The sequence below is a fragment of the Brachyspira sp. SAP_772 genome (assembly GCF_009755885.1).
Lineage (GTDB): Bacteria > Spirochaetota > Brachyspiria > Brachyspirales > Brachyspiraceae > Brachyspira.
Genome location: NZ_VYIX01000001.1, coordinates 113,466 through 131,285 on the forward strand (window position 1 = coordinate 113,466; position 17,820 = coordinate 131,285).

Consider the following 17,820-nt stretch of genomic DNA (forward strand, 5'->3'; position numbering starts at 1 on the left):
ATTAATATATTTTCGTCATTACTTTTTTAAAATAAACTTTATCTATTAAGCAGCCTTTATTCTAAACTTTTTATCATTTTTTTCAATATTTTTTATAAGTTTTTTAAAGAATATATAGAACATAGTTACAGTAGTTAATACAGCTATAACATCTGCTATAGGTTCAGCCAAAATTACAGCCATAACCTTATTTTCAAGAAATATTGGGAATATAAAGATAAAAGGTATTAAGAGTATCACTTTTCTCAAAATTGCCAAAAAAGCTGAAATTTTAGCATTGCCCAAAGCTACAAAAGTTTGCTGACATGCAGATTGTGCCCCAAGTATAAGAGAGCTTGCCATATATATTCTTAAAGCCCAAATACTATAATTAATTAAAGTTTCATCGCTTGTAAATATCCTAACAAATAAATATGGAAAAAACATAGAAATTGCCCACATTAAAGTAGAAAATATTAAACTGCTTATAAGAAGTATTTTGAAAGTATTTTTTACTCTGTCAATGTTGTTAGCCCCATAATTATAGCTTATTATAGGCTGAGAGCCTTGAGTTAAACCATATATTGGAAGAAAAGAAAATTGCATTATACTGCTTAATATAGTCATAGCACCAACAGCCAAATCTCCGCCATATTTAAATAAAGAAGTATTAAAACATACAAATAGAATACTTTCTGTAAATTGCATAATAAAAGGAGAAAAACCTAATGCTAAACATGGAAGTATTACATTAGGAGATATTTTTAAGTATTTAATTTTTAGTTTTAATAAAGTTTTTTTAGAAGTCATGAAATATAATATCCACAAACAAGATACAGCTTGAGAAATTATGGTAGCAAGTGCAGCACCTCTAACATTCATATTAAAACCAAATATAAATATAGGGTCTAATATTATATTACAAATTGCCCCTATTAAAACTGTAAACATGCTGGTTTTTGCCTTTCCCTGTGCTGTAATGAATGCGTTTAATCCCAATGCCAATTGCACAAATATAGTTCCTATAGAATATATTCTTAAATATCTCAATGCATAAATAATTGTGTTTTCACTAGCACCAAAAAATAAAAGAAGCGGCTTAGCAAATATTAATAAAAATATAGTAATTGTGATAGCTATAATTATTAAAGCCATAGCAGAGTTACCCAATATCTCTTCTGCTTTGTCATAACTTTTTTTACCCATCATAATAGAAGCACGGGGAGCACCTCCCATGCTAATAAGATATGCAAATGCCGATACTGCCATTATTATAGGCATAGTAACCCCAACACCCGTTAAAGCAATAGCTCCAATATCTTCAATATGTCCTATATACATTCTATCAACAACATTATATAAAACATTAATAATCTGTGCCAATATAGCAGGTATTGATAATTTGAATAATAATCTTCCAACTGGTTTAGTAGCTAATTCTATTTGTTTTGTATTTTCCATTAATGTAATATACCTTTATTATTATTTCCAAAAAGCTCCAACTCTCTTTTTAGCATTTTCTTTTAAATCATTATAGTATAATGCTATATCGAATACATGATAATTGCCTCTTTCAAATATGCCGCCAATATAAAAATCATCTGGGTTAATAGAATCACATTTTATAACGCCTCTTTTTTTGTCAACTTTAGCACTAGCAAAATTGCTTACAACTTTATAATTAGTTCCAGCAAAAAAACAAGAACCTAAACTTTTTTCTTTTGCAGCTTCATCTTCTTCTAATGTCCATGTAATAGGGTTAATAGCTATAGCTCCTTCAAGAAGAGTAGGGTTATAACCATTAAATGCTGAGCTTTCTGTGTCATAAGAAATTATTACTCCGGTATCATATTCTCCTTTTGCAAATCTTAAATGAGGGTTTTTTATTAAATCATTTGTTGTAACTGAATATCCTATAATATATGCAGCAACCAATCTATTATTTAAGTTTTCATTAGTTTTGAAATAGTCTATTAATATTTCTTTTATCATCATAGCACCTTGTGAATGTCCGAGCAATATAAAAGGTTTATTGTTATTATAATTTTTTATAAAATAATCAAATGCGGCAATTGTATCTTTTTTCGGTATATCGTAAAAATATTTTTCTTTGTTTTCTATATTATTGTTTGTATCTAATATGTAAAGAGCATCTGCTTGTCTGTAGAAAGGAGCATATATATTTCCTATTTCTTCAAATACAGAGCTTTGAGATATTAATGCATTAGTAGCATTTTCTCTCATAGGCTTAAAATCTATAGGACATACAAAGTCTTTATTAGTGCCTTCTCCATACCATACTGTTGGGTACAAATAAAATACATCAACTTCTTTATTTTGGTCTTCTGATATTTTAAGCCAATTATTTTTATTAGAATAATCTATATTAGTTTCTTTACAACTATATATAAAAATGCTTAATAATAGTAATAATAACAATCTATTCATAAATAAATTTCCTTAAATAAACTTTCTTTATTTTTAATTGCTATATATTATAAATTATAATTTTATATTTTAAATAATTTTATTTGTATAAAACAATTATTTTTTAGTTTTATTTATAATAATATCTTGACAAAATAATGTATTTTTGTACAATATAATAAATTTTATAAATGATATTTAAGTTAATAATTTTTTGGAGAGAATATGGCTACTAAGAAGAAAGAAACAGTTGAAATAAAAAAAGACGGTAAAAGTGAGGCTATAGAAGCTATTACCGACCAAATAAATAAAAAATACGGTCCGGGCTCTTTTATGAGGCTTGGAAGCAATAAAACTGTTAATGTTGATGTTATTTCTACTGGGGCATTAACTTTGGATCATGCTTTAGGAGTAGGGGGAGTTCCTCGCGGAAGAATAATAGAGATTTACGGGCATGAGGCTTCAGGTAAAACTACACTTACTTTACACATCATAGCAGAAGCTCAAAAGGCTGGAGGTTATGCTGCTTTTATAGATGCTGAACATGCTCTTGACCCAGCGTATGCTAATGCTTTGGGCGTTGATACTGACAATTTATATATTTCTCAGCCAAACTCAGGTGAAGAGGCTCTTGAAATATTAGAGAAAGTTGTGTCTTCTACTGCTTTTGATATTGTTGTTGTGGACTCTGTTGCAGCATTAGTTTCAAAGGCAGAACTTGCTGGTGATATAGGGGACGCTCATATTGCTTTACAGGCTAGACTTATGAGTCATGCTTTGAGAAAACTTACTGCTATAATAAGCAATACAAATACTGCTGTAATATTCATTAACCAATTAAGACAAAACATTGCTACCACTGGTTATGGTGCTGGTCCTACAGAAACCACTACAGGCGGTAAGGCTTTGAAATTCTATTCTTCTGTAAGGCTTGACATTAGAAGAACTGAATGGATTAAAAAAGGTGATGATACTATAGGTCATAAAGTAAAAATAAAAGTTGTTAAAAACAAATTATCTTCACCATTCAAAGTAGTTAATTTAGAGATAATATTCGGTAAGGGCATATCTTCTGAGGGGCTTTTAATAGATTTAGCAATGGAGGCAAAAATTATCACAAGAAGCGGTGCTTGGTTCTACTACAATGGAGAGCAGATTGCACAGGGTAAGGAGAAGGTGAGAGAACTTCTTGCAGCTGATCCTAAAATGCGTATGGAGCTTGAGATACAGATTAGAGAGGCACTCAATATGGGCGGAGTAGATAAGGTAAAAGAAAAATTAGAAGAGTATCTTGAAAATAAAAACACTGTTATTAAAGAAGATAAAAATCAGGAAGAAGATAAAAAAGAAGAAAAAGCTTCTAAAAAAGCAGATGATACTGACCTTTTAATGAGCGCTGAAGAGGCTTATAACGAATAAATAGATAAATAAATAAAAAAATCGAGAGAGAATATGAATTTAGTTATAAGAAAAGCTAATATAGATGATGTATTTTATATAAGTAAGCTTCATGCTATATGTTGGAAGCAATCTTATAAGGATATTGTATCGGAAGATTTTTTAAAAAAGATATATTTAGATGATTGGTGTGAAGAGTTTTCTGAGGGTATAAAGACAAAGACGAGAGAAGTGCATATTGCTCTATTAGACGACAATATTATAGGTGCTATATCCTGCGGTAACAATAGATATAACATAGAAGACTATGGAGAGATAATGTCTTTATACGTTCACCCAATTTATCAAGGTTCTGGTATAGGAACTGAATTATTAAATCATTGCATGTCATATATGAAAGATAATGGTTATAAAAACTTATGCCTTTATGTTTTTGATAAAAATGAAGAGGCTAAAAGATTTTATCTAAAAAATGGATTTAAAGATTCAGGCAAAAAAAAGATATTAAAAATAGACGACAATAATAATATAGAAGAAGTGCTATATATTTATGATAATATATAAACACTTCTTCTATTATTTATTTAACAATTAAATATTCTTAAATTATTAAAAATTCTTAAATTAATCAATTAATTATTAGTATTTAAGTTAGTGTCTTGTAAAGCATTATTTGTTGGTACTTGCTGCGGTGCTGGTTGTGTTGTTGGCACATTAGCAGGAGTTGTTTGGTCGAAAGCAGTTTTTTGAGTGCTTATAGCCATAGATATAAGTAAAGCTCCTACGATAAATATTGTAGATAAGATAGTAGTTGCTTTAGTTAAAGCATTTCCTCTTTGGCTTCCAAGTACATTTGCTTGTGCACTAGAAAATAAACCTTCTGCTTTACCGCCTTGTATTATGATAAGTAAAAGTAGTAGTACACAGATTATTGAATAAACGATTATTCCTAAAGTAAGTAAAGCATTCATAAATATATATCCTCATAAAAAATTATATTTTCAGTTTTTAATTGAAGTATTATAGCATCTATATAATATTTTTCAAGCATTTTATTTAATAAGATATCACTTTTCCGTCTATGAGTGAGAAATGAATACTTCCAAAATCTCTGCTGTCATAACCATAATCTCTATTGTCTGATAACACAAAATATTCATTGTAGCCTATAATGTAAGGACCGAAATTATCCCTCGAAGATATATTGCCTTCTAATATTCTATTATCTTTACCAATATTCGCCCAAGGTTCATTTAATTCAGTTCCATTTATGTATATGGTTTTATCTTTTATTTCTATGGTTTCATTTGGAAGACCTATCACTCTTTTTATTAAATACCTTGTGTTTGATATATTAACATTTCCGAAAGTGAAAAAATAAACTGTATATGATATAAACTTTTTAAAAATATTTTCTTTCTTGCTTCTAGGGTCAACTATAAAAACTATGTCGCCTCTCTCGGGTCTTGAAAATACTATAGTTTTTCCTGTTAATTTTGATACAAAAGGGTTTATTGCAATGGCATATCTTAATTTTGAAGTAATTATCATTTTGTTTGGTTCAATAGTATTCATCATAGTGGAACTTTTCATCTTATCAAAACGAACAAAAAGTGTAATAATTCCAAAGAGTATGAATGCTATAATAAAACCTAAAATAAGCCTAGCTATAGTTTTATATAATAAATTGTCGCTTCTATAATATATAAATATAAAAGGCTTTAATATTGCTTTTAATGCATTTCTCTTTTCTTTTTTTATACTTTCTCTGTCATCATAAGAATAGTTCATTATGAGTATTTGAAACCTTATTATAAATTATTTTTTAGCTTGGTGTTCGCTATTTTCTAAAGCAGCAGGTACAGCAGGAACTACTATATAACCATATTCACCGCTTCTGCATAAATCCATTATCACTTCATTTTGCAAAGTTTCACCAGCCACATCTTCTCTTAAATATTCAGGCAAATCAATAACATGATATAAAGGGTCAATATTATCAACATTTACTTCAAATAGTTCTTCTATAAAAGCTAAATCTTTATTTAATCTATTTAACATTTCATCTTTTTGATTATCATCTATTTTTAATCTAGTTTGATATAAAAGAGCTTCTAATTCTTCTTTGTTAGTTGTCATAAAAAAGTCCTTAGTTTTAATAATTTAAATACTATATAATAAAAGTAATATTTTTGCAATGTTTTAGATTATACTGAAAAAGTTTTGTTTTGTCAAAATTTAGTTTTTATATATTTATTAGGCTTTGCGAGGAAGTGATTTAATGAAGTATAGCTTTTTATGTATAGATAAAAATATCTTACATTTATTTATATATATTTACCAACATACAAAGCTAAAAACACTTGCACTTTTTGGTTCTTTTGACGAAGTCCGCACAGCGAGAGCGACAAAAAAGTTGATAAAATTTATATAATATACATAAGTTAATAAAATATATTTGTTTCAGTGTATATTAAAAAAATCAAGTTTGTTAAACATTTTTTAAGTTTTTTTATTATTTGCAGGGCTTTGCCCCCTGCGAAGCGTGCCCGTAGGGTAGCACCCCACTTTTTTTGCGACCGAAGGAAGTGCCTGTGGTATTGGTATAAAAGAACTGCATTTTTATTATAAATTTTATAATTTAATTGTACATTAAAAGGCACTCCTCCGCACGACTAAGAAGTTATAATTAAAGCATAACATTACCGTGCGGCAAGGTGGTACAGCTCGTACGCGGGAAAAAGTTGAATAAAAATAAAAACTTTTATTAATAATATACTTGTTTAGCTATATTATTTTATAACAACACTATGTAGTCCCTTGTAATTAAAGCATCATAATTCTTGTAGCCTAATATCTCTAATATAGAATCTGAATGCTTGCCTATTATCTTAATTGTATCTTCAGAGTTATAATTAATAATACCCCTCGCAAACTCTTCGCCCTCTTCATCTATAATGCTTACAATGTCCCCTTTCTTAAAATTGTTCACAACCTTTGTTACACCAATAGGAAGAAGACTAGATTCTTTCTCTATTATAGCCTTTTTAGCACCAGCATTAACAACCACCTTTCCTATAATAGTAGTAGCATAGGCAATCCATCTTTTTTTGGTGTTGAGTTCGTTATCTTCTTCTACGGGGTAGAATATAGTTTTTTCTTTTGTAGTAAATATGTTATTTAAAATGTTTGGAGTTTTGCCGTTAGCTATAATCAAAGCACATCCTGACCTTGTAACAATTTTAGCAGCCTGCAATTTTGTTTTCATTCCGCCTCTTCCGCCTGTAGAAGCATCAAGCCCCAAACTTTCTATCTCTTTTGTTACCTCAAAAACTTCATGTATAAAATTGGCATTTGGATTAGTTTTAGGGTTATCATCATAAAGACCGTTGATGTCAGAAAGTATTATAAGCAAATCAGCATCAAGCTCACTAGCAACCAAAGCAGAGAGTTTATCATTGTCAGAAAAACTTATTTGAGTAACATCGTATAATAATTTAAGCTCATCACTAGAAACAGTGTCATTTTCATTTATTATAGGTATTACGTTATATTTTAATAATGTGTCTAATGTAGAGCGGAGGTTTAAATATCTTCTTCTGTTTGAGAAATCTTCTTCTGTAAGCAGAATCTGTGCTGTAACGATATCAAACTTAGAAAAGCCGTCCTCATAAATAGACATAAGCTGCGATTGACCAATTGCGGCACATGCTTGTTTTAGTGATACCTCGCTTAAATCTGCTGCATTAATTTTTTTCGCTCCCAACCCAACAGCTCCAGATGTAACAATCAAAACTTCTTTGCCCATTTTTTTGTATTTAGCTATAGCCTCTATAAAAGAATATATTCTAGCTAAAGAAATATATCCCTCATCATTTCTTAATACATTAGTTCCAAATTTGAAAACTATTCTTTTTATATTGTTTAAATCTATGTTTTTCATGCGAAATATTATAATAAAAAAAAATAAAAAAATAAAGCTGAAATTATAAATGTTTTAGAAAAAAATAATTATTTAGTTGTTTTGTAGTTTATAAGAATTAAGAATTAGTATATAAATAAAGAATTTTAGATTTACATGTTCCAAAGGTATGAAGCTAAAACACTCGCACTTTTTAGTTCTTTTGACGAAGTCCGCACCGCGACTGTAGGAAGTATCTTTAGGTATGGTATTGGTATAAAAGAAGCAAAAGAACTGCATTTTATTGAGTTAACAGAATAATTCTAATGAATGTAAGTTAATAAATTATCTTACAATAAAAATAATAGATATGATTTAGTATTATTTTCTTACTTGTACTTTTTGCAACTTTTTGCTACGGGAAAAAGTTGAATAAAAACAAAAACATAAATTATAGCTGTTTTAATATATACTAAAAAAATCAAGTTTTTTGTTTGTTGGTACTAGCCGCCTTTTGAAGCGTACAAGTAGGATAAAAACTTTGACAAAGTACGCACAGCATAACTCACATATACAACCCTCTAAATGACTTCTCTATGCTTGAAATTATACTTATATATGTTAGAATAGGAGAAAATAATTTTAATTAAATCAAGGTAGAATTAATTATGAAAAATTCTAAAGTCTTTATTGATGGAGTATGGAAAAATAATCCTACTTTCGTACAGATTCTTGGAATGTGTCCTAGTTTAGCAGTAACAAATAGTGTTATGAACGCCATTGGCATGTCTGTGGCTACTATATTTGTACTTGTTTGTTCATCAGCTTTAATTTCTATAGTAAAAAAGATTTATGCTAATGAAGTTAGAATTATGGGATACATTGTAGTAATAGCTGCTTTTGTAACTTTAACTGATATTGTTATGAAAGCTAAGTTTTACACTTTATCATTGGCATTAGGACCATATATACCACTTATCGTTGTAAACTGTATAATATTGGGTAGAGCAGAAGCTTTTGCTAATAAGAATGGTGTTATACCTAGTATTTTTGATGCTTTGGGTAATGGTGTAGGTTTCTTTATGGCTTTATTATTATTAGGTTCTATTAGAGAGATTTTAGGTAATGGTACTTGGCTTGGATTTGACATCGTTGGCACTGTAAGAGGTTTTGTTGAATCTGCTATGCCTTTTGCTTTGAATGCATATAACGAAATTACTACTCCTTGGATAGTTATGATATTAGCTCCGGGCGCTTTCTTTACTTTGGGAGTATTAATAGCTATCAAAAGAACTATAGATGCTAGAGTGAGGTAATTATTATGAATTTAATACTTCTTTTTGTTGCTACTGTATTAGTTAATAATTTTGTATTAACTAAGTTTTTAGGAATATGTCCTTTCTTAGGTGTTTCCAATAAATTAGATTCTGCTGTGAGTATGGGTATTGCGGTTACATTTGTACTTGTGCTTACTGCTGCTGTTAGCTGGATGATACAATATTATATATTGGTGCCTTTTAAAATTGAGTTTTTACAAACTATTTTATTTATTATAGTAATAGCTGCCTTAGTACAATTTGTAGAGATGGTTGTAAGGAAAACTAGCGAAAGTTTATACTTATCTTTAGGTATTTATCTTCCGCTTATTACTACTAACTGCTGTGTATTAGGTTTAGCTTTGTTTGGCGTTTTATACAAATATAATTTTATACAGAATATAGTATTTGCTTTAGGTGCTGGAGTTGGTTTTACTTTGGCATTGGTTATAATGGCTAGCATTAGAGAGCGTTTAGCTAATGCAAACATACCAGAGGCTTTTAAAGGTCCTGCTATGCCTTTCATTACTGCTGGTATATTAGCACTTATATTCTATGGTTTTTCAGGTATCATAAAAATCTGATATTTGTGAGATTATTTTTAAAGGATAGTAAAAATGGTTACATCTATATTAGTGGCTTCAATATCTTCAGCTTTAATAGCTTTGATATTGGCTGTTTTATTAATATTTTCTTCTAAAATCTTTAGAGTTGAGGTTGATGAGAGGGTTACTGAACTTACAGAGATGCTTCCGGGTGCTAATTGCGGCGGATGCGGTTATCCGGGCTGTGCTCAATTTGCTAAGGCTTTAGTTGCTGATGAAGCTCCTGTTGATGGCTGTTCTGTGGGTGGGGCTCCTACTGCTGAGGCTGTTGCTAAATATTTAGGCAAGGTTACTCCGCCTCAAAAAGAGAGAACTAGGGCTTATATATTTTGTCATGGGCATAATGGTATAGCTAAATCTAATCAGGTTTATAATGGTGCTCAAACTTGTGTTTCTGCTGTTATGGCGGGAGGAAATAAGGATTGTACTTATGGCTGTGTTGGTCTTTATGATTGTATGAAGGCTTGCGATTTTGGTGCTATTATAAAAGATGAAAAAACTGGTATGCCTGTAATTGTTGAAGATAAATGTGTGTCTTGTAATGCTTGTGTTAAGGCTTGTCCTCAAAAGCTTATAGAGATTCACCCTGTAGCTCAAAAGTTTCATGTGTACTGTAAATCTAAAGACAAAGGTCCTATTGCTAAAAAGTCTTGTGATAGGGCTTGTATAGGATGCAGTATTTGTGTGAAGAACACTAAAGAGGGCGGCATGAGAATGGACAATAATTTGGCTATAGTTAATTATGAGGATTATGCTATTACAGAAGAGAGTATAGCTAAATGTCCTACTAAGGCTATTACTGACGAGAGAGTTAATTCTGTAGTTAATCTGTAATCAATAAACATTAATAATAAATTAACAAGGGGATGCTTGAAGAAAGTGTGCCCTTGTTTTTTTATATTGATTGAAGTTATTATGTGATTGAATAAATATATTTTATAATTTTTATTTTATTCAACTTTTTCCCGACGCAAAAAGTGCAAATGTTTTAACTTTGTATGTTTTCAAATATAAATATAAGATGTTTTTATCTATACATAAAAAGCTATACTTCATTAAATGCAGTTCTTTTGCTTCTTTTATACCAATAAAAGAAGTGGGGTGCGGGGGCTAGCCCCTGCAAATAACTAAAATAAAAGAGTTAAAATTTTTTGGTATATTCTAAAATAACTATATTTTGTTATATTATTATTTTATTCAACTTTTTCCCGCCGCAAAAAGTTGCAAAAAGTGCAAATGCTTTAGTTTTATATCTTTGGAATATATAAAACAGTATTAATATTTTGTATATACATAAAAAGCTAAACTTTATAAAATGCAGTCTTTTTGCTAGGGAAAAAACAATAAAAATTGACAAAACCTCAAATCTTTTGTATAGTTTAAACATTAAAGGAAATAAATATGTTTAGAGATAGCACTATAACAACCAAAGATATACTAAAATCTGTTAGGCAAATAGAAATAAAAACTTCGCGTATAGTAAACTCTTATTTTGCTGGGCAGTATCATTCTGCTTTTAAGGGGCATGGTATAGAGTTTGATGAGGTGAGAAAGTATAATATTGGTGATGATGTGAGGGCTATGGATTGGAAGGTGAGTGCTAGGTATAATGAGCCTTTTATTAAGAGATTTAAAGAGGAGAGAGAGCTTAATGTTGTTATATTAGCCGACTTTTCTGCTTCTACTGATTTTGGACTTACAAAAACTAAACATAATCTCATTGTGGAGCTTAGTGCTTTACTATCTTTTTCTGCTCTTAAAAACAATGACAAAGTTGGGCTTTTAATATTTACTGATACCATTGAAAAGCTTATTCCTCTAAACAAAGGAAAGAATCATGTGCTTAGAATTATTAGAGAGCTTATAGAGTTTGAACCTAAAAGTGCTGAAACTAATATTGCTAATGCTTTGGAATATTTTAATAAGATACAAAAAAGAGACAGTATTACATTTCTTATAACTGATGCATGTTCTGATTTGCCGAAAAAACAGATAGACATTACAAGAAAGAGAAATGATTTTGTGGTGTGTTTGGTTAATGATAGATTAGAATATGAAATGCCTCATTTGCTTGGTACGTTAGTTTTATCAGATTTAGAGAATGATGAGTATGTTTATTTTGATATGGGCAATAAGAATGTGAGAGAGGCTTATATCAATGAGCAGAGCAAAATGCTTGAAGATAAATTACAGTTTTTGAAAAGAAACTCTATAGAAAATATAGTATTAGACACATCTAGTAATTATATTAACGATGTCATGAAATTTTTTATCAAGAGAAGAAGATAGCTATTTTTTGCTCGTTTAGTAGAATCATGTAGTTTATAAAAGAAATTCATATTGTTATAATATGTTTCGTTATGGGCTGTATTTTATTAAGTCAACATAATAATTATAGTGTGAATTAATAAGTTGTCTTACAATAAAAATAATGAATATGATTTAGTATTATTTTCTTAACTTGCACTTTTTGGTTCTTTTGACGAAGTCCGCACCGCGAGCTGCGGGAAAAAGAACAATAATTTTTTTAATATATCTTAATATAAAAATGATTCGTTTATATCAAGATATTTGCAAGGCTTTGCCCCGCACCCCACTTCTTTTGCGACCGAAGAGAGTCCTTCATGGCGACCGAAGGAAGTGCCTGTGGGTATTGCTAGAAAGAAGCAAAAAGGCTACATTTTTTTAACTTAAAATATATGCATTATCTTATACTTTATACATATTCCAAAATATACAACGCTATAGTATTTGCACTTTTTGCAACTTTTTGCTACGGGAAAAAGTTGATAGAAAATAATTATTTTAATATAGACTAAAAATTTTTAAGTCTCTCAAAAATATTTTTATGTTTTTTTATTCTCGGGGGCTAGCCCCCGAACCCCTACTTCTTTTGGTGACCCAAAGAAGCAAAAGGACTGCATTTAATGAAGTATAGCTTTTTATATATAACAAAATATAAATATTATTTTAGCTTTATATATTCCAAACATACAAAGCTAAAACGTTTGCACTTTTTGGTTCTTTTTGCGGCGGGAAAAAGTTGAGTAAAAAACTTATGCAAACAATAAAATTAAAACAACATAAATATTTATTAATGTATTTTAGAAATAATTATATTTTATATAAAAAAAAGGAAACAGTGTTATTATTTACTGTTTCCTTATTTTATTTTTTAGATTATTTATTTTTAATTATCTTCTTTTAATGAATTTTCCTATAGGTATAAAGTCAGCAGGGTTTAATGCCACTCCGTTTCTTCTCACTTCAAAATGTAAATGGCTTCCTGTAGAATTACCAGTGCTTCCCATTCTTCCTATCATTACACCAACGCCCACATTAGCACCAACTGTAGTAGTGATTTTATTTAAGTGTCCGTAGTATGTAGTGTATCCTTTGTCATGACGAACTATAACCAAATTTCCAAAACCGCCGCTGTATCCTGCAAATATAACCTTTCCTTTTCTAGCAGCATATATAGGAGTGTTTAATCCGCCCGGTATATCTACACCTAAATGTTTTCTTCTCACTCCTGTGATTGGGTGTATTCTATATCCAAACACACTGCTTATTCTTGTTACAACTGTAGGTAAGCTAAACATTTGACCAAACTTATCTATTCTTTCATCTAATGTGTATTTAGCACCGGGTAAAAATATTTCATCACCAGTGTTAATGTTGTCTCTATCTATTTTGTTAAAGCTCAATACTCTGCCAATTTCAACATCGTATCTGTCAGTAATCTCTTCTAATGTTTCATTCTTCTTAACAATATAAAGCAAACCATTTCTATTTGGTATCATTATTGTTTGACCGGGTCTTAATTTGTTGGCATTACTTATTTTATTAACACTTACTATAGTATCTAAATTAGCACCTATCTTTTTTGAAATGCTAGTTAGATTGTCTCCTTCTTCTATTATATATTCATCGTATTTAAGACTAATAGTACCATCGCTTACAAGTGAGTTATCAGAAACTAAATAATCATAAAAAGCATCAGAAGCCTTTTCTATAGAAGCAACAGGCGTAGAAGTAACTGCTGGTATATTTTTTATATCTTCAGCAACAATATCATTAGTTTCTATTTTCATCTCTTTTACTTCATCTACTATTTTACTATATAATTCAGAGGTATTTTTTGAATCATCTATATTTTGAGCATACAAATTACTATCAGAATTCCTTTTAGCACCAAGTATCAAAAAATTAATTAGAACTATAAACATTATAAAAGATACTGCTACTAACAATGATTTTTTTAGAAAGTATGGAAAGAGATTTTTATCACTATCTTCTATTAAATATTTTTTTATTTTTTGTATGATATTTTGTTTTCTTCTTACTCTTGTGTATTTAAATTTTCTCATGGCAATTAGTTCTTTTTGTTTATTTAGATTATAATATTATAAAAATTAACAGTTAGTATAATACTAAATTTTGACATATTGTCAAGTACATATATTGTAAATATTATCTAACTTTATACTAATTCGGTAAAAATAAAAAAACTTTTAATATAAATTGTAAACATAATATTGAATTTATTTATTTTTATGCTAAAATCATATTATTATGAGAAGTTTTGCTTTATTATTAATATTATTATTTCAATTTTCTTTATATTCTGAAATAACACTATCTTTTGTAGGTGATGTTATGACAGGAAGCGATCATCCAGATAAAAGTTATTTACCCCCCAATGAAGGAAAAGATGTTTTTAAAAGTGTATCATCATTTTTGAAAGCTTCAGATATAAGTTTTGCAAATTTAGAGGGAGCTATAGCAAACTCAGAGACAAAATCTGCTAAAACAGGCAAGCGTTCATATTCTTTTCGTATGCCTCCGTACATGGCTGATAGAATAGCTGAAGCAGGGTTTGATATAGTTGCTGTTGCTAATAATCATTCTAGGGATTTTGGTGCTAAGGGTTATAGTCAAACTCAAGAGTATGTAAAAAAAGCTGGTATGGAAGTTGTAGGCAATGTTTTAAATCAGGCTTCTTTTATAGAGGTTAAGGGTAAAAAAATAGGCTTTTTAGCTTTCTATTATTTTTCTTATGCCAATAATGCGATACAGGATATTGCAGCTGCTAAGGCTTTAGTTGAGAAAACAAAAAAAGAATGTGATTTTTTAATTGTAAGTTTTCATGGCGGAGCTGAGGGAAGCAGTATGTTTAGAGTGCCTAAAACTACAGAGTACTTTTATAAAGAGAATAGGGGAGATGTTTATAAGTTTGCAAGGGCGGTCAGTGATGCTGGTGCTGATTTAGTAATTGGTCATGGTCCGCATGTACTTAGAGCTATGGAAATGTATAATAATACTTTTATAGCTTATTCTCTTGGCAATTTTGTTGGATATAGACAATTCTCTTTATCTGGAAACAATGGAATTAGTGCTATATTACAAATTACTTTAGACGATGATTTAAAATTTTCAAAAGCAAAAGTTATACCTGTGCGTTTAGTAAATGGCGGCATACCAAGTATTGATTCATCTAATACTGCTATAAAAAAATTGAATGAATATGCAAATTTAGATTTTCCAAAGACAGGTGTGAAGTTTGATTCTAACGGAGAATATTTTAAATAATTTTATTTTTTTAAATATTAAAAAATTACAAAATGGGTTTCATGGGCTTTATTGATTTTTGCAAAAGTTCAATTAAAAAATAACGCTAATTATAAAATATTAAACCAAAAACACTATAAATATTTATTAAATGATTAGGGATTAATTAAATTCTTTTTCTATTTTATTAATTAAATCTTTTCTAATATTATTCCAATATTTATAATACGTTGTATCTCCACCTAAAAAAGACGGTAAAAGACCAATTAAACCATCTTTATCTATTTTAACATCAGAATAATGAACTATCTTATAAGATTTCTCTAAAGCTTCTTTCCTTTCTATTCTTTTATTTTCAATATCTTCTTTAAGCTGATTAGATAATTTTTTTAAATATTCATGTCTTTTTTTATCTAATTCATAATCATTAATTTTTATGCTATTTGATAAATCTGTACGATATTGAGTATCACTCAAATTGTTATAATAATAAGATATTTCATTTTTTAAATTACGTACATATATATAATTAGTGTAATCAATATCTTTTTCAAGTAAATTATCATATTCTGATTTCAGAGCGTTTAATTTTTCTCTGTATGGAAGTTCAAATTTAAGCTGATCCAATTCAAGCTCTTGTTTATGGCGTATATTATTCCAATATTCATAATAGGTTTTAACATTATCTTTTTTTGCTTCAGAATAATGAACTATTGTAGGGATTGCTTTTTCAATTTCTTCTATAGTCATTGAGTTATTTAGCAAGCTGTGGTACAAATCAAGTAAATATCTATCTCTCTTTATATCAAGTCTTTTTCTTAATTCGTCCATTCTTTGAATCATAATTTTTTTACCAATTTCATCAAAATAGATATCTTCTGCATCAAATACAAATATATCTTTATCTTCATATAGATTTCTTTCTTCGCCTTTAGCAGCACCCAAAAAATTTTTAAAGCCTTGAATTGCAGAATGTACTGATTCTCCAGCTTTAGTTCCTAAGTTTTCAAAAGTTTTATTAATATCTGTGTTTTTTAGTTTATACCAAAAATTTTGATTTATTCCCAAAGTTTTATCAAATACGAAAATAAATTCTATATATAATAAATTATAATTATTAATATTCATTTCTTCATTTATTATAACTTCAAAATTATTTATTATATTTTCTAAAAGAGTTTGATATTCTGCTTGCCTAAAATTATTTAAATATTCTTTCTCACTTATTATATTAATATTTGGTATGCTTGAAATAGTAATATAAGCACCTATATAATTTGTTTTTTCTATTAAATAATTTATACGATTTTTAAATGAATTAGATACAGTATTTCCTATTATTTTGTTATAAGTTTGTGCATATTGAGGCAGATTTCTTATAGATTGATTATAAACAGGCACTAGGTTTCCCATTATATAAGAAAAATTAGTGTTATTCATTTCTAATTTATTTCTTTTTTCAAACGAATTAGTCATACTGCTTATTAATCTGTCAAACTCTTCAGTTTTTGTAGGCTGATATCTGCTTTTATATATAAGTGCTAAATTGTTTTCTATATGGTTATTTCTATCAAATACTTTTAAATACTCTTCATTTTTTATTAGCTTAGTATTTTCTTTTTTAAATTTTGAAATAGCTATTCTATCACTCATATGATCCCATTCTGTAAAAAGAATCATAGTTAGAGATATAGACACAGGTATTAATATGGCCATAAATCTATAAAAAAAATCTACTTGAGATTTAGTTTTTGAAACCATAACTGAAAGTACTCTTGAAGAATAGGTATATAATATGAATAATACTATTAAAAGTACTAATAGTAATGCCGCTAATATTATATTAAAAATAACATCATCTATCATTTGTAATCCAGTTTGTATTCCATCTGGTATTATCATAGTATAAATAGTAGAAATACGTGTTTTTATAAAGTCTGCGAACTTTTCAAACGAAGTTGTAGGTACTGGTTTAGGATTATTAAATGTGCCTTTTAATCTTATAAAAAAATATGTTTCAAATGCTAATATAATAAGTAAATTAAATATATGAAAAAAAAGGAATTTAGTTTTATTAAGATATTTCCATCTTTTAAAAAATCCCATCTCTTTATCTTTTTCAACTATTTCTGTTTCTTTAACTTCAGGAGAAGTTTTATTGCTGCTAATAATATCTTTTTCGCTTATAGAAATTTCTTTATCTTTATATTTTGTTATTTTATTATTTTTTTTGTATAAATTTTCTATTTTCTCTGCTCTATCATCGCTTATAGATAATCTATTTTTCTTGTTATTTAAATTGATTCTCTCGCTGTCGGATATAATTCCGTCTTCCATCATTTTTATATATTCTTTATAATATCTTCTCTCTTCATCATTTTCTAGTTCTTCTATAGAATTAATTTGTTCATCTCTTGCTAATTTCTCTAACTCTTTTGCCCTATCATTGGATATTTTATTATCAATTTTTGATTCTTTAAGATGTTCTTTCATATCATTTTCTATAACACCCAAATTCATCGCATCAAGTATATCGTTGTAATACTCTTTTTCATTATCATTCAAATCGTTTAAATTCATAATAATTCCCAATATTTATAAAACCTATTTACATAATATAATA

At 28.6% G+C, this 17,820-nt stretch carries 15 protein-coding genes; 7 read left to right on the plus strand and 8 right to left on the minus strand.

Annotated elements, in window-relative coordinates; all coding sequences use genetic code 11:
* Window positions 1–45 precede the first annotated feature (45 nt).
* Window positions 46–1,440, minus strand: a complete 1,395-nt coding sequence (locus GQX97_RS00460; RefSeq protein ID WP_157150008.1) for an MATE family efflux transporter — start codon at window positions 1,438–1,440, stop codon at window positions 46–48.
* Between the two features lie 21 nt (window positions 1,441–1,461).
* Entirely contained in the window at window positions 1,462–2,427 is a 966-nt protein-coding gene (locus GQX97_RS00465) for a DUF3089 domain-containing protein (protein WP_157150009.1), read from the minus strand.
* Between the two features lie 204 nt (window positions 2,428–2,631).
* Between GQX97_RS00465 and recA the strand changes: the two genes are divergently transcribed.
* Together recA and GQX97_RS00475 are read left to right on the plus strand one after the other, a co-directional pair.
* Entirely contained in the window at window positions 2,632–3,825 is a 1,194-nt protein-coding gene (recA, locus tag GQX97_RS00470; protein ID WP_157150010.1) for a recombinase RecA, read from the plus strand.
* A gap of 33 nt (window positions 3,826–3,858) precedes the next feature.
* Entirely contained in the window at window positions 3,859–4,368 is a 510-nt protein-coding gene (locus tag GQX97_RS00475; RefSeq protein WP_157150011.1) for a GNAT family N-acetyltransferase, read from the plus strand.
* A 68-nt stretch (window positions 4,369–4,436) separates the two neighbouring features.
* On the opposite strand, the gene secG is transcribed toward GQX97_RS00475, so the two are convergent.
* The 4 genes from secG to proB all read right to left on the minus strand — a co-directional run bounded on the left by secG (window position 4,437) and on the right by proB (window position 7,747).
* A complete protein-coding gene (gene secG / locus GQX97_RS00480; protein WP_157150012.1) occupies window positions 4,437–4,775 on the minus strand; it encodes a preprotein translocase subunit SecG in 339 nt (112 codons plus the stop codon).
* A gap of 85 nt (window positions 4,776–4,860) precedes the next feature.
* Window positions 4,861–5,595: a signal peptidase I gene (lepB, locus tag GQX97_RS00485; protein WP_157150013.1), complete on the minus strand. Its 735-nt coding sequence runs from the start codon at window positions 5,593–5,595 to the stop codon at window positions 4,861–4,863.
* Between the two features lie 27 nt (window positions 5,596–5,622).
* Window positions 5,623–5,943: an Asp-tRNA(Asn)/Glu-tRNA(Gln) amidotransferase subunit GatC gene (gene gatC, locus GQX97_RS00490; protein WP_157150014.1), complete on the minus strand. Its 321-nt coding sequence runs from the start codon at window positions 5,941–5,943 to the stop codon at window positions 5,623–5,625.
* Window positions 5,944–6,601: 658 nt separating this feature from the next.
* On the minus strand, window positions 6,602–7,747 hold the full coding sequence (gene proB / locus GQX97_RS00495; protein WP_157150015.1) for a glutamate 5-kinase: 1,146 nt from the start codon (window positions 7,745–7,747) through the stop codon (window positions 6,602–6,604).
* 626 nt (window positions 7,748–8,373) lie between these two features.
* On the opposite strand from proB, the gene rsxE reads away from it, so the two are divergent.
* The 4 genes from rsxE to GQX97_RS00515 all read left to right on the plus strand — a co-directional run bounded on the left by rsxE (window position 8,374) and on the right by GQX97_RS00515 (window position 11,915).
* The gene (gene rsxE, locus GQX97_RS00500) at window positions 8,374–9,021 is read left to right on the plus strand and encodes an electron transport complex subunit RsxE (RefSeq protein ID WP_157150016.1); all 648 of its coding nucleotides are present in this window, start codon (window positions 8,374–8,376) and stop codon (window positions 9,019–9,021) included.
* Window positions 9,022–9,023: 2 nt separating this feature from the next.
* Window positions 9,024–9,605 (plus strand): electron transport complex subunit RsxA, encoded by a 582-nt coding sequence (gene rsxA / locus GQX97_RS00505; RefSeq protein ID WP_157150877.1) that lies wholly within the window; start codon window positions 9,024–9,026, stop codon window positions 9,603–9,605.
* 33 nt (window positions 9,606–9,638) lie between these two features.
* On the plus strand, window positions 9,639–10,460 hold the full coding sequence (locus GQX97_RS00510; protein WP_157150017.1) for an RnfABCDGE type electron transport complex subunit B: 822 nt from the start codon (window positions 9,639–9,641) through the stop codon (window positions 10,458–10,460).
* A 567-nt stretch (window positions 10,461–11,027) separates the two neighbouring features.
* Entirely contained in the window at window positions 11,028–11,915 is an 888-nt protein-coding gene (locus GQX97_RS00515) for a DUF58 domain-containing protein (protein ID WP_157150018.1), read from the plus strand.
* Window positions 11,916–12,820: 905 nt separating this feature from the next.
* Here GQX97_RS00515 and GQX97_RS00520 read toward each other — a convergent pair.
* Complete coding sequence (locus GQX97_RS00520; protein WP_157150019.1) at window positions 12,821–13,996, minus strand: peptidoglycan DD-metalloendopeptidase family protein; 1,176 nt, start codon at window positions 13,994–13,996, stop codon at window positions 12,821–12,823.
* A gap of 205 nt (window positions 13,997–14,201) precedes the next feature.
* Between GQX97_RS00520 and GQX97_RS00525 the strand changes: the two genes are divergently transcribed.
* Window positions 14,202–15,218, plus strand: coding sequence for a CapA family protein (locus tag GQX97_RS00525; RefSeq protein WP_157150020.1), 1,017 nt, complete (start codon window positions 14,202–14,204; stop codon window positions 15,216–15,218).
* A gap of 141 nt (window positions 15,219–15,359) precedes the next feature.
* On the opposite strand, the gene GQX97_RS00530 is transcribed toward GQX97_RS00525, so the two are convergent.
* Window positions 15,360–17,777, minus strand: a complete 2,418-nt coding sequence (locus GQX97_RS00530) for a hypothetical protein (RefSeq protein ID WP_157150021.1) — start codon at window positions 17,775–17,777, stop codon at window positions 15,360–15,362.
* Window positions 17,778–17,820 lie beyond the last annotated feature (43 nt).